General features: G+C 50.4%; 13 protein-coding genes. 12 read left to right on the top strand and 1 reads right to left on the bottom strand.

All coding sequences use genetic code 11. From position 1 onward, the window contains the following. Positions 1-15 precede the first annotated feature (15 nt). From MHI45_RS16955 to MHI45_RS16935, 5 genes are all read left to right on the top strand, one after another. The gene (locus MHI45_RS16955; protein ID WP_076110962.1) at positions 16-2,112 is read left to right on the top strand and encodes a cellulose biosynthesis cyclic di-GMP-binding regulatory protein BcsB; all 2,097 of its coding nucleotides are present in this window, start codon (positions 16-18) and stop codon (positions 2,110-2,112) included. Continuing rightward, complete coding sequence (locus tag MHI45_RS16950; protein WP_076110964.1) at positions 2,102-2,956, top strand: diguanylate cyclase domain-containing protein; 855 nt, start codon at positions 2,102-2,104, stop codon at positions 2,954-2,956. The genes MHI45_RS16955 and MHI45_RS16950 overlap by 11 nt, the downstream gene beginning before the upstream one ends. Before the next feature lie 274 nt (positions 2,957-3,230). Next, positions 3,231-4,019, top strand: a complete 789-nt coding sequence (locus MHI45_RS16945) for an SDR family oxidoreductase (protein ID WP_341119231.1) — start codon at positions 3,231-3,233, stop codon at positions 4,017-4,019. Positions 4,020-4,244: 225 nt separating this feature from the next. After that, entirely contained in the window at positions 4,245-4,493 is a 249-nt protein-coding gene (locus MHI45_RS16940) for a type B 50S ribosomal protein L31 (protein WP_038597814.1), read from the top strand. A gap of 490 nt (positions 4,494-4,983) precedes the next feature. Continuing rightward, entirely contained in the window at positions 4,984-6,558 is a 1,575-nt protein-coding gene (locus tag MHI45_RS16935) for a sensor domain-containing diguanylate cyclase (protein WP_340896065.1), read from the top strand. A gap of 92 nt (positions 6,559-6,650) precedes the next feature. On the opposite strand, the gene MHI45_RS16930 is transcribed toward MHI45_RS16935, so the two are convergent. Continuing rightward, a complete protein-coding gene (locus MHI45_RS16930; RefSeq protein ID WP_341119230.1) occupies positions 6,651-7,688 on the bottom strand; it encodes a copper amine oxidase N-terminal domain-containing protein in 1,038 nt (345 codons plus the stop codon). A gap of 266 nt (positions 7,689-7,954) precedes the next feature. On the opposite strand from MHI45_RS16930, the gene MHI45_RS16925 reads away from it, so the two are divergent. The 7 genes from MHI45_RS16925 (at position 7,955) to MHI45_RS16895 (ending at position 14,048) form a co-directional block, all read left to right on the top strand. Then, positions 7,955-8,668 carry an HAD family hydrolase gene (locus MHI45_RS16925; protein ID WP_341119229.1) on the top strand — a complete coding sequence of 238 codons (714 nt, stop codon included), beginning with the start codon at positions 7,955-7,957 and terminating at the stop codon, positions 8,666-8,668. A 75-nt stretch (positions 8,669-8,743) separates the two neighbouring features. Then, positions 8,744-9,022, top strand: a complete 279-nt coding sequence (locus tag MHI45_RS16920) for a hypothetical protein (RefSeq protein WP_038597807.1) — start codon at positions 8,744-8,746, stop codon at positions 9,020-9,022. A gap of 263 nt (positions 9,023-9,285) precedes the next feature. Beyond that, positions 9,286-9,486, top strand: a complete 201-nt coding sequence (locus MHI45_RS16915) for a cold-shock protein (RefSeq protein ID WP_036722718.1) — start codon at positions 9,286-9,288, stop codon at positions 9,484-9,486. Between the two features lie 120 nt (positions 9,487-9,606). Next, positions 9,607-9,837, top strand: coding sequence for a cold-shock protein (locus MHI45_RS16910; protein WP_076110972.1), 231 nt, complete (start codon positions 9,607-9,609; stop codon positions 9,835-9,837). Between the two features lie 252 nt (positions 9,838-10,089). Continuing rightward, positions 10,090-11,820, top strand: a complete 1,731-nt coding sequence (locus tag MHI45_RS16905) for a sensor histidine kinase (RefSeq protein WP_445322204.1) — start codon at positions 10,090-10,092, stop codon at positions 11,818-11,820. Next, complete coding sequence (locus MHI45_RS16900; RefSeq protein WP_340896070.1) at positions 11,780-12,580, top strand: response regulator transcription factor; 801 nt, start codon at positions 11,780-11,782, stop codon at positions 12,578-12,580. The genes MHI45_RS16905 and MHI45_RS16900 overlap by 41 nt, the downstream gene beginning before the upstream one ends. 112 nt (positions 12,581-12,692) lie before the next feature. Next, complete coding sequence (locus tag MHI45_RS16895; RefSeq protein WP_340896072.1) at positions 12,693-14,048, top strand: extracellular solute-binding protein; 1,356 nt, start codon at positions 12,693-12,695, stop codon at positions 14,046-14,048. Positions 14,049-14,135 lie beyond the last annotated feature (87 nt).

Raw genomic sequence — 14,135 nt, 5'->3', positions numbered from 1 at the left:
CAGGAGATACGGAATATGATAAAAAAACAGATGTTGTTATGGGTGCTCTGCTTCTCCCTGCTCCTGATTCAGCTCCCTGCGGCTTCTGCCGCGCCGGCACTTCCCGGAGATGGCAGGCTGACTTATGAGACATCCTTTACCGCAACGGATACTGCCCTTTCGGGAACCAGCTCCATGCAGCAGAATTTCACAATAATGGATTATTGGAATGTAGATGAGCTTAAGATCAATCTGCATTTTCAAGTTTCGCAAATTACAGCGGAGCAGATTTCGAGTGTCACCCTGTCGCTTAACGGCAGTCCATTCTACTCGTTCAGGCCGTCACTGCAGAATAACGGGGAGCAGAGATTAAGCCTTAGTGCACCTAAAGGGTTCCTGAGAGAGGGCAGCAACGTACTGAGCATTCAAGGGAATCTGCGGACTACGACAGCAGATGACCAAATATGCTATGTGGACAACAAGCAGGGCAGCTGGCTGCATCTGTTCAACACCTCCAGTATTGCAGTGGTGTACACCCCGAAAGCACTAACCGGAGGCATCAGTGACTTCACGGAAAGATTCTCCGGGATTGATACGTTAAACAGCAATAAGAGTCTTATTGCTTTACCGGAGAATGCCAGCGGCTCTGAGCTCGAGTCTGCCACCTATGCTTTGTCGGGATTGGTAAAGGGGAATACGCTGGAAGACCGGACAATTCCGCTGCTGCCCTACCGGCAGGATACGATCAAGGACAAGGGTTTCGTGGTCGTGGTGGCGATGTACGACCATGTTCCCGCCGGACTGAAGAAGCTCCTAAGCTCCACTGAGGATCTCAGCACCCATGCCCTCATTCAGCTGGTCCAGAAGGATACCCGCCCAACGCTGGTGGTAACCTCGAAGGACGAAAGCCTGCTGATCAAAGCCGGACGGCTGCTCGCAAGCCAGGAGCTGCTCAGCCAGATCAGCAGTGATGTGAAGGCGGTTGATGATGCCACCGAAGTGGCCGATCCGGCCTATTCCATCAGTTCGAATGTAACCTTTGCCGAAGCGGGGGACAAGCTGACCGGACCCAATCATCAGGAACGGACTTATTTTGTTTCCTTGCCCTCTAACCGTTCCATTGCCGATTCCGGTAAAATCAGTCTGGATTTCCGCTATGCCCAGAATCTTGATTTTGAGCGGTCCCTGGTTACAGTGAGTATTAACAATACGCCAATTGGCAGCAAGAAGCTGACGAAGGAGCTGGCTAATGGTGATACCCTGAATGTATCAGTGCCGCAAAGCCTGAATATTTCCGGAAACTTCTCTGTCACGGTCGCTTTTGATCTGGAAATGGCAAGTGCCGTCTGCACGCCGAATACAGAGCAAATGCCTTGGGCCTATATAGGCAAGGAATCAGCGATGCATTTGAATACAAAGGACCGCACGGAACTGCTGTTCAATAACTATCCGTATCCATTCCTGCGCGATGAAATTTATAACCATGTTGCCGTTGTGCTGCCTGCTGAGATGGATGATTACTCCTATCAAAGTCTGGGCAATGTCTTCAATCTGCTTGGGCGGTATGCCGGCGGCAATACTGGAGATATCCACTACTATACGGATGATGTAAGTGCCGATAATCTGAAGAATAACAATATCATTGCCATAGGTTCCTACAAGAATAATAAGGTAATCCGGGACAATAACGACAAGCTCTATTTCCGCTACAATACGGACGGTTCAACGCTCCTCTCGAATGAGAAGATGAGTATTGAAGAGAAGTATGGTGCAGAAATCGGAACCTTGCAGCTTGTCGATTCCCCGTATGAGAATGGGCGCGGGCTGCTGGCAGTAACCGGGGTCAACTCGGAGGATTATTACATGGCCTCCAAGCTGATTTCTACCGAGAAGGATAAGTGGAAGGTGTACGGCGACGGGGTCATCCTTGATAAAGACGGCAACGTCGGCGCTTACCGCTTCAAGACGATTACCGGTGCGGCCAAGGATTCGGTGTTGAAGCAAATTACAGCCCGCAGCGATGTACTGGGCTTTGTGGTGGCAGTCGTGCTTGTGGTCACATTGGTGCTTGTGGCGCTGCTTCTGCTGCTTCGCAAACATTTCAAGAAACGTGGTGATCAGCGTGAGACGTAACCGCAGCGGACTGATATCCGACCTGGGCTTTCTGGCCTTCCTGGTGCTGATATTCATATGTATCGTATTTATCTCCGGTTCGCCGGATCACTATATCCAGAATATCATCATTCTGAATCTTGCGTTTCTGCTGGCGCTGGTCACCTATTTCACCACGGTAACCGCCGGGCTCACGCTGAATCTCGCCTTCATCTTCGGCTATGGTTTCTTTATCGTCTACCAGACGGTATCGCAGGGGGAAACGATCGGTGTAGACACCTATTTCTGGCTGATCATGACACCGCTGCTTACCGTAGTGTTATGGGTCTTCACTACAAGCAGCCGCGAGCTGCAGGCAGAGAACGAGCGGCTGATGAAGAAATCCGCCAATTTGGCCACGGTTGACGAGAATACCGATTTGCGGAACAGCGTGTCTTTCCAGAAGGATGCCAGCCTCTTTACAGGCATCTCCACCCGTTACAAGATCCCGCTTACGCTGCTTGTGATTAAGGTGAAATATTGGAGCGAGATCCGCCGGCTGATTCCGGATGATCAACTGTCCGAGGCTATCTATGATGTATCCCAGCTCAGCCAGTCCAGCATCCGTACCAATGATGCGCTGTATTTACTGGATAAGGACGATGCTACCTGGGGGCTGCTGCTGTTTACCGACCGGGAAGGCGCTAAGATTGTCATTGAACGGATCAAATTTAAGCTTCAGGAATTAAACGATACGGAGTTCTCCACCAAATACAAGGTAAATCTGGGACTGAAGATTGGTGCCGTGGAATATGAGGCCGAAACCATCGAGAATCCGTTTGATTTCATTGTTCAGGCCAAGAAGCAGCTGGAATATGACGTTTAATTTAATAGGTTAATTATGGACAAGATTATACTATAGGAAATCTATATAGAATGAATTTAAAAACTACACAAAAGGGCAAAAGTAACGGAGGGGGATTTTGGAACTGTAGGAGCGATAGCGAACGCCTTTGTCACCGGATTTCCACCGCATATAGCGGGCTAAATCAAGAAATCAGGAGACAACAGCGGCCGGAAGTCCAAATATTCACCGTAGTTACGTCCTCGCCCAAATGGGTTAATCTTAAATTCAATCTACATAGCAGGGAGGAAGAAGCATGGATTTGGGTCTGAACGGAAAATCGGTATTTGTGGCGGCGGCGAGCAAGGGACTGGGACTGGCAACTGCTCTGGAATTTGCGCGAGAGGGAGCAAAGGTGACCATTTCCAGCCGAAACCGCCAGCAGCTTCTTGCGGCCCGGGACAAAATTGAGGAGGCGACCGGTCAGCAGGTTGCCATACTGGAAATGGATGTGACGAGCCCGGAGGATATCCGGCGGGCGGTTCAGGCTGCGGCTGAGGAGGCTGGGGGCCTTGATGTGCTGGTCACCAATGCCGGGGGACCGCCAGGTGGAGGGTTTGCCGATATGGCGGATGCCGACTGGAACAGCGGCTTTGAGCTTACGCTGATGAGTACGGTGCGCCTGATCCGGGAAGCACTGCCGTATTTGCGCGCAGCGGGTGGCGGACGTATCGTTGGCATAAGTTCCGTTTCAATTAAACAACCGATCCAGGGGCTGATTTTGTCCAATGTGTTCAGGGCCGGTGTGAACGCACTGACCAAAAGCCTGGCGACCGAGCTTGCCCCGGAGGGAATTCTGATTAACTCAGTTGCACCTGGGCGCATCGGAACAGACCGGATCATGCAGCTTGACGGCAAACGCGCCGAAGCCCGGGCTGTCCCGCTGGAGCAAGTTCAGCAGGAGGCCCTTAGCCAGATTCCGCTTGGGAGAACAGGCACTCCGGAGGAGTTCGCAAAGGCCGCCGTATTCATGGGGTCCTTCGCGAATACCTACATAACCGGACAATGTCTTCTGGTTGACGGCGGCATGGTAAAGTCGCTGTAGAATCCGTAGAAACTGAAGGAATAGTATGCCATTTACCGCAAGAGGATAGGAATAAAAATGGGACAAAGGATTGACTCCGGGGGCGGGATCGCGTATGATGGAGTGGCGTAATTTGATCGTTTAAATTACGCATTTCCCTTCGTCTAAGTATCTTTGCTTAAATAGACCTAGAGATGGCTTCATGTTACCATAGAGCATTATTTACCCGGGAAGGAGGTTATTGCAATGAGAGAAGGCATACACCCGAAATACAACCAGGTTATCTTTCTGGATGCCAGCGTAGGCTTTAAATTCCTGAGCGCTTCTACCAAGTCATCCGGTGAAACAATGGAATGGGAAGATGGCAACACGTATCCGGTGATTCGTGTGGACGCAAGTTCCGCATCGCACCCGTTCTATACAGGTAAACAAAGAGATGCAGAAACTGGCGGCCGCGTGGACAAGTTCAAACAGCGTCTGGCACAGAAGAAATAACATTCTTCAGACAAACAGGGAGATTACGGAAGTCATGCAGATGGCGGACCGGGATCTCTTTTTTTTGTCATTTATTGTTTTGCCGCCGCTGGGAGCGGGTAATAATAAGCAGGTGGGAAGTGGAAGGTATCAATTAACGGATGGAACGGCATGTGAATGTGTATTCCGAAAGGTAGTTGATTAACCCATGTACTATCTAAAAGGGAAGACCAAATCGAGATTGCGTCGATTGTTTTCTGGAGCAGCACCCTAGCAATTGGAAACTGGCATAATTAAAAATTCGCTTCTCACCTTTTGAAGACTCTACGGGCTGCCCGTAGGGTCTTCCTGTATGTTGGCCTGCCCTCTGCAGTAACCGGCACACTTGCCGATTGGACATTCAGTTTCCACAATCCCGAAAAGAAAGTAATTTTTTCAAGGAGTGATTCATTTGTGCGAAATAGTAGGATATAATAAGGCAAAGCTATCTCAAAATTAGGAGAAATATGACATGCCATGGATGCAGGGTTATCCGTATTATTTACTAATGGGCAGTGTTCTAAGTCTCTACATGGGCGTCAGTTCATACAAGCACCGTAACACACCTGGAAGACGCTATTTATGGATTTTAATGTTGCTTGTCAGCGCAATCTTCGCGGCTACTGCCGGAGAAATCCTCTCCCTTTCTTTTCAGGCCAAGCTATTTTGGAAAAATGCTCAGCAGGCTCCGTTGTTTTTGAGCACGATATTTACTTACGCGGCGATTAAAGAGTATGTGTCGCGTTCTTCGGAAGGGCTTGACCGGCGGCTTGCCTTCTTTTGCGTTCCGGTTGTGCTGGATGTTGTGCTGATTTTCACGGACTCCGCTCATCACCTGATGCGCAGTGAAGTTGGCATAACCACTGTAGCGGGGATAAGCGGAATAATGGTTGAACCGACGGTTCTGAGTATGATCCTCATAGCCTACGACCAGCTCTTTGGTTTATATGCCGTCTATCTGCTGGCCCTATCTCTGCTGAATGCACCTAAGTATTTTTTTAAAAGGAATCTGCTCTTGCTGGCCGGACTTATAATTCCGGTAATTTCTGTTTTCTTCCTCCCGCTCCTCAAAATTTCGGTTACAGGCTTTACAGCATTTACATATCTGCCTCCGGTACTGGCGGCGTACCTGTCCTTGTTCCGCGATCCTCGGCTTTCCCTATATCCGCTGGCCAAGAATAAGATCTTTGAGAATATGAAGGATGGCATCGTGCTGACGGACCGTTATGACTGCATTATCGACGTCAATAAAGTCGCGGAGACCATGTTATCGGCTTTGATTGGAGAGCAGGCAAGCAGCTGGGAAGGCCGGAGCATCCATCATTTGCTGGAGCATTACGGTGACATCGCCAGTTATTACAGACAACGGGTTGAAGGGCAGTTCGAAGTCGAGGCCCCCGGCACCATGGACGTCTGTTACGGGGTGTCGCTAATTGCTTCAGGGCGCAGAGAGACGGGGCCTTCCGGCATGCTTATTGTGGTCAGCGATCTCAGTGAGAAGAAACGGTACGAGCGGGAGCTGCTCTATCAGGCAACGGTTGATGATCTGACCGGGCTGTACAACCGCAGGCATTTCATGCGGCTGGTGCAGAAGTACACGATTCGCGAAGGGGCAGGGATGGCCCTGCTGCTGTTCGACATAGATGATTTCAAATTAATCAATGATACATACGGGCACATAGCGGGTGATCAGGCTCTGGTCGATCTCTCCGGTAAAATACTTGCGGTGTACAAGGATAACGGCATTGCCGGCAGAGTGGGCGGTGAGGAGTTTGCCGTATGCTTTTTTACCGGCAGTGAGAGGGCAGCGCTGGCGGAAGCTGAGAACTTCCGCGCCATAATGAGCGAGCATATTGTCCAGCTGGACGGCGGACACAGTATCCAGCTCACCGTAAGCATCGGGATTGCATTTACAGAGCACAGCGATATCACCTTTGAGGATTTATACCGTGAGGCTGACGAGGCGTTGTATTTATCGAAGGCTGCCGGCAAGAATAGAGTGACGCTGGGCCGCAAGCCTATAATCAGAGAGGCAATTAAGGGATAAGGTCTCTTAAGGAATATACAGAAGACCACGCTTTCTGCAAAGGCAGTCAGCGTGGTCTTCTGTATAAATTATCTTTGTGTCGCTCTGCCCAATTATTCCTGGACTGTCTCTACAACGACCTTCAGGGCTGTGCCGATCGGCGGCAGGCTTTTGGTCATTAAGGGGCTATAGAATCCGATAACCTTGGCACCTTGAACCAGTGTGCTTGCCTCTACAGCCTCGCCGCTTTCATTAACAAGTGCGGTATCTTCAGCCAGACGAAGCACAACCTCGCTTGGCGATTGCTCGCTAAGGGCAGTGCCTTTAATCCGGATGCTGAGCGAGCCGTCTTCGGCTTTGATCACTTCTTCCACAGTACCTTGCGTCGCCAGCGTAGTGCCTTGCTTTTTCGAGTCTTGTACAGTGATCTTGTAAGCAGGGGTTTGCGGCGGCAGACTCAGGGTGGCGAACATGGCATGCTCTGCTTCCACAGTCATGCCGAGCTGAAGATCGGTAAATGCAAGCTTTGTGCCGTCAGCCATTTGGATAACGGTATCCTTACCCACATTGAGCACAATACCTGCGGTGCCCGTACCTTTGATTTGTACAGACTGGAACTTACCGTCATTGCGAAGGGCGGTGATGACGCCGCTCTCATTCTGATGTTCTACGGCTGGAGTAATCACGATTTGTTTTCCCTCCACGGAGATGGTTTGGTGCAGCACCTGGCTTACAAAGGAAGCCGGTACATACAGCTGGTTCCCTTTCGTCTGTGGTGCTGTTCCGAGTGTTGTATACATTTTATTGATGGCATAGCGGTCTTCACCGTTCTTCACGGTTGTAAAGATGTTGCCCTTATTCAGATCAACGGCTCTGGTATCTGTATTCCATGTGACGGTAAACCCAAGCGCCGCAGCAACGGTGCGAAGGGGAATCAAGGGTTCTTTGGCACTGGAAGGCTGAAATCCGGTATCAGAAAGGGTTGAACCGTTGATTTTAATAGTGAAATTTTTAGCCGCCGTGCTGGCGGATGCCTGTGGCATTTTGTTGTTTTTGATGGAGGTTGTGGCTGGTGCGGCCGATACGACTCCTGCAGTAAGGGCCAATGACAATGTTAAGAGGGCAACGCTTGTTTTCAGTGACTTGTTCATGTGTGTAGTCTCCTTTAGTTGAGTAATGTGTCAGGTGTGCGTCATCTTCTTAACGGTGATCATTTTGCTTTTGTTGCAATTTTTATGAATTGAATCTAAAAGTACTCTATATAGATTGAATTCTCTGTAGACACGACCAATCCCAAATAGAAAAATAGAAGAATTCTTGGTTCAATTTATATAGTTATAGTAAACTGAAAATATGAATTCTATCCGGCATTCTAACTGCGGTGGGCCGGACACAAACGAAATAAGGGGGCATTTTTATGTATCAAACCTATATTTTTGATCTGTACGGTACGCTGATTGATATTGAAACCGATGAAGAACGTCCCGAGGTATGGGAACGGCTGGCGCTCCACTTTAGTTATCACGGTATGAACATCACGGGAACAGAGCTGCAGGAAAGGTTCCTGGCGGAGCGGGACATCCAGCTTGCCGCTGCTGCACAGAGCTGTGAGTTTCCCGATTTCGTTATGGAGGAAGTCTTCCGGGTGGTGGCACGTGATTTGGGCGGAAGTCCGAACGAGGATTGGCTGCATGAAACGGTGAGATGGGTGCGGACGTTATCCATGATTCATATCTCCCTGTACGACGGAGTGGCAGAAATTCTCCAGAGCTTAAGAGCCGGCGGCAAAAAAGTGTTCCTGCTGTCCAACGGACAGAAAACCTTCGTCGAGGCTGAACTGACTATGCTTGGCATTCTGCATTTGTTTGATGGGGTGGCTATCTCCTCGGAGGCGGGGGTGAGTAAGCCGGATCCGTTGTTTTACCGCTATTTGACGGACACCTACGGTGCGGACTTAAGCTCAGCAATTATGATTGGCAACGATCCGCGTACAGATATTGCCGGGGCTGCAGAAGTAGGGATTGACTCCTGTTATATTCAGACGGCATCTTCTCCCCGGGATGTTCCGGTGAAGAGCACCGTGCAGATCTGGGATGGAGATTTGCGCAAAATCCCCGGTTGGAGCCTGTAGCCGAAACGAAGCGCCGGCAGGTTGACTTGTGCTACAATAATGGAGCATAAATGCCTGAGGAGCTGACTAACGATTATGAGCGATAAAGTAAATGAGCAGGAATTGTTGGAGGTGCTGTCCGCCCAAACGAAGGTTGATCCGAAGCTGATCAAACTGGTGCTGCAGCATGAGCAGAACTTTATCAACAATGCCAAAGCCAACAGCAAAGGCGAAGTTGATATAGACAACGATGACCTGGTTGATTATGTCACTGCCCAGCGTGATGTGAAGCTGGACGAACTGACAGTCGAGAATATTCTCGATGCAGAAATGGACTATCTGATGGACAAGGGGCTTGCAGGGTATATTGATTAGAAACCTTGCGGCTGGAAGCGGCTCATGGTTCACTCCGGTTGAATCGTGGGCAGCTGCCCCAAAAATAGTTTGCCGTTTTCTTTGCTTTCGATAAATTAATGTGCTACAATGAAGTCAATCATAAATTTAACCCTTAATTCACATATTGTAAAAGGTTATCATTTGTGCGTATGAATCCTTTTCCAATGTGTGAATTTTTATTTGTTCGTACAATACGTAGGAATAAAAGGACATGTGTTAAATAAAATATTGGAGGTAATATTATGCAAACAGGTACAGTGAAATGGTTTAACGCAGACAAAGGTTTCGGTTTTATCGAGGTTGAAGGTGGAAGCGACGTATTCGTACACTTCTCCGCAATCACTGGTGAAGGATTCAAATCTTTGGATGAAGGCCAACGCGTAGAGTTCAACGTAACTCAAGGCGCTCGTGGACCACAAGCCGAAAACGTTGTAAAACTGTAATTTCTAAATCAAAGCTGTCCTTAACACAAGTTGAGGGCAGCTTTTTTTATTACGCATACCTGTCCTAACGTTCCTGAAAAGGTAATGAATCGTATGGATACGAACTAAGGAGGGGTACTTATGTATTTTCGTAAAAAAGCGCTGGAGGATCTTCCGCAGGAAGACACAGCCATTTGGTCCTGCACCAAAGAAGGTTGCACCGGTTGGATGCGCGATAATTTCGCTTTTCAATATGTGCCTACCTGCTGGCAATGCAATTCACCAATGACCCGAAGCATGAAGATCCTGCCTATGCTTGTCAACACGAATCATGAGATGAAGGAAATAAAGAAGGGAATTACAATTAGGTAGTTTTCTCTTCCTGGTTGATTTGACCGGTTTTCTTCTAACGTCGATACCCTTAAGCTCCCTTGAATCCGGGACTTGCTTAAGGGTTTTTTGTTGTTTTGGAGTGCCCCCAATGACAATAGGTCTTGACCAAGCGGCAGCACTTCTGGAGAATAGATCTGGAAGCGCTGTCAGGAAGGAGGGGCCAAAGTGTACGGAAGATTCAAAGAGCTGAATACGCTGCGCAATCAAATCTTTATCGGATTTCTGCTTGTGATGCTGATCATTATTGTCGTTTCGGGAGCATTTGTGTATGACCGGGTCTCTTCGCTGCTGAAAAATAATTCCGAGCGGCATATCCAGCAGACTGCGGTTCAGGCCAACGGAAGACTAGACGCACTGATCGGCCAGATAGACAGTCTCACAGAGCAGGTGGCCAATCATCCGACGGTCCAGCAGCTGCTGCTTGAAGAGCTGAACGGCCAGAAAGTGTCCTTTAACCAGCGGCAGTCGCTGCTGAAAATTGTATCCAGCTATCAGGCTTACATGCCGAGCGTCGGCTCCCTTGAGCTGTATACGGCCGATTACCGGCTGTTGTTCCCGATTAAAGACGGCAGCTTGAGTACAAGGATTAACGGCAGCTATATTAGCGAAGCCAATGTGCAAAAGGGCAGACTGGTCTGGATCGGCGTCGATCCGAATGATGACCAGAGTCTGCTGGCGATCCGCCAGGTCAGCCTGATGGACCGCTGGTTCTCAAGGGGCGGCTATCTCATGGCGCGGATCCAGCGGAGCTACTTTCAGCTGAATGATCCGCTCTCGGGCAGCGACGGCGGTGAGTCGATTCTGCTTGTCAGTGATGACGGCCAGCTGCTGGGCAGCAGCGAAGCGCCGGTGGGTAATCTGCTGCCGCTGCTCCACAGCAAGGACCAGACCGTCAGTTTCCAGGACAAAGAATATGTGCAGGTCAAGCTACGCTCGGACAAGACCAATTGGACGCTGCTGGTGCTTACGCCTGTGAGTTATGTGACGAAGGGGATCTCTGTGCTGCGGACGGTGCTGCTGGTTTCCGGGGCGCTCGGAACGGTGCTGTTTTTGATTATGTCGTTTGTGCTGTCTACCATGATTACGCGGCCGATCATGCATCTGATCCGGGCGATGCGCAAATCGCGGCTCGGGGTGCTGACCCCTAATTTCCAGTCTGTATCTACGATGGAGCTTCGTGAGCTGAACAACACATACAATGGTATGATCGCCAATATGAACGACTTAATCCGGGTAGTTTATGAAAAAGAAGTGCTGCAAAGCCGCACAGAGCTCAAAGCGCTGCAGGCGCAAATCAATCCCCATTTTCTGTTCAACACCTTGGAGGCGTTCAACTGGTCGCTGGAGGAGAAGGGGGAAGAGGAGCTGGCCGGTCTGGTGGTAGTGATGTCGCGGCTGTTCCGTTATATCATCGGTAATCCGAACATGGATGAATGGGTAACACTTGGAGAAGAGATGGAACAGGTCCGGCGGTATTTGCAGATTATGGAGATGCGGATGGGCGAACGTCTGACCTGGAATGTCGAGCTGGCTCCGCAGGCGGCGGCTGTTCCGGTGCCGAAGCTGCTGATCCAGCCGATTGCCGAAAATGCGATTCTGCACGGAGTCGAGAGCCGTGTCGGCAGCGGGTTGGTCAGCGTTGTTGTCCAGCCTTCACCCCGGCAGGGCTGGACAACAATAACCGTAAGCGATAATGGTCCCGGAATGGATGCAGACACGTTGCAGGCGCTCTACAATTCGCTGGATGGCGGTCCTTCCATCTCTTCCAAGGGAAACGGTGTGGGCCTCGTAAATGTTCAGCGGCGGCTTAAGCTCTACTATGGCCGGGAAAGTGCGGATCTCCAAGGAATGATGATCGACAGCAAACCGTCCCAAGGGACGGCCATTACCTTTGAAATACCGAACAATGGGGGATATACCTATGAGCCTGGGCAACAAAATGATTCTGGTCGTGGACGATGAGCCGCGGACCCGGCAGGGCATTAAGCAGACGCTGGAAGTATGGGCAGCAGGGAGATATACCGTGGAAACCGCAGATAATGGGATTGAAGCCCGTGAACGGCTGCTGCGCGGGCGGGTGCATCTGCTGATAACCGATGTTCGGATGCCGGAGGTCAGCGGGCTGGATCTGATCCGCTCGCTGGAGGGGCAGACGCGTAAGCCGGTGGTGATCGTCATTTCCGGCTATGCTGAATTTGAATATGTACAGCAGGCGCTGCAGCTGGGGGCAGTCAATTATCTGCTCAAGCCGCTGGACAAGGGTGAACTGCTGCAGGTGGTTGAAGCTGCCCTGAAGCGTGAGGAGGAAGAGCAGCGGCGCGAGAAGCTGGAGAAGCTGGTTGATCACAAACTGCTGGAGATGGATCCGGAGCGCAGCGGCATGGGAGAACCGGTGAAAGAAGCGCTTGTCTACGTGGAGCAGCATCTGCAAGAGCAGCTAGGTATGGCAGAGGTGGCCGGGCTGATCCACCTGAACGCGAGTTACTTCAGTGTGCTGTTCAAGGAACAGACGGGGGTTCCCTTCAGCGAATATGTGTCGCGGCTGAGGGTTCAGCGGGCCAAGGAAATGCTGCTGCAGACGCGAATGTCCATCGGCGAAATCGGCGAGCGTGTAGGCTACCGCACGGACAAATATTTTATCAAGGTATTCAAATCACTTGAAGGCATAAGCCCAAGCCGCTACCGCCAGCAGATGGGGGATAAGCAGACGGAAATCCAATAAAAGTGGAAGTTTTGCCAATGAGTGTGATCTTATAAACCTCCGGTTGCAATGTTAGAATTTGTTTGAGAGCGGTTACAGAATCCGCACAACTGAAAAAATGGAGGTTATAGCAATGCCAAGGAACAAGTTGACTAGAGGCCTGCTTTTGACTTTTACGCTGGCGCTGATTCTCTCAGGCTGCGGCGGGACGAAGAATAATAACGCCGCAAGTGGCAGTGAGGCGGGAGCGGGGAACACAGAAGCGGCTACCGATGCTCCTGCACAGAAAGTCACGATTAATATGATGCACTTATGGCCAGCGGGCAGCTCAGCGCAGCAGAATAAACTGGTCGGACAGATTATAGACGAATACCAGAAGGAGCATCCGAACGTTACTATCAAGCAGGAGGTGCTTGAGAACGAGCAGTATAAGAATAAGCTCAAGGTGCTGTCCGCTTCCAACGAGCTTCCCGATGTCGGAATTACATGGGCGGCAGGCTTCATGGAGCCATATGTAAAAGGCGGCTTGTTCGCTCCGCTGGATGATATCCTGGGCGGGGCACAGCTGAAGGATAAATTCGTCGCAGGGACTACGGAGGCTTATGCAGTGGACGGCAAAACCTACGCGCTGCCGATTGAGCTGAACATTTCACCGATTTACTACAACAAAGACATCTTCGCCAAACATAATCTGCAAGTACCGGCCACCTACGAGGAATTCAAGCAAGTTGTGAAAACGCTATCCGATAATGGAGTGGCACCGATTGCCCTCGGCAACAAAGACCGCTGGACCGGCTCACTGTGGTATATGTATCTGGCCGACCGGATTGCCGGCAGTGACACGCTGAAGAAAGCTACGAACGGTACAGGCTCCTTCGATGATCCGGGCCTCATTCAGGCGGCGGCCGAAGTGCAGACTCTGGTTGACATGAATGCCTTTAACAAGGGCTTCAACGGCTTGTCCAACGATGAAGGCAAGTCCGAATTCATGAATGAAAAAGCGGCTATGTACCTGATGGGCACCTGGGAGCTTCCGAACTTTACGACAAACCCTGATATTCCGCAGGAATTCAAGGACAAGGTAGGCTTCTTCAAATTCCCGACCGTTGATGGCGGCAAGGGCAACATCAACAGCTGGGTGGGCGGTCCCGGTGTCGGCCTGTTCGTAGCCGAGTCCTCCAAGGTGAAGGAAGAGGCCAAAGCGTTTGTGGAGTACTTTGTCTCCAAGTGGGGAGAGGAATCCGTAACCACTGCCGGTGTAATCCCGGCTACCAAGGTTGATACAGCAAACAGCAATTTGCCTCAGCTGTATGTTGACCTGCTGAATGAGCTGAACAATGCCAGCAGCATCACGCTGTTTGCCGATGTGCAAATGAAACCGGGTGCTGCACAAGTCCACCTGGATATGATTCAGGCGCTGTTCGGCAAGGCGGTAACCCCCGAACAATTCGCCGCCAAACATAAAGAGGCTGTAGAGAAAGGCAATTAACAATAGAGCGTGGAGCGGAAGCCTCAGGTTGGCTGCGGGGACTTCCGCCCCTTTTAATACGAGTATTTCAGTGAGAAAAGGAGGGAT

It is taken from the genome of Paenibacillus sp. FSL H3-0321, assembly GCF_038002865.1.
Lineage (GTDB): Bacteria > Bacillota > Bacilli > Paenibacillales > Paenibacillaceae > Paenibacillus_AQ.
Note: the sequence above shows the minus strand (reverse complement) of the source record. Positions and strands in the feature narration are given on the sequence as shown.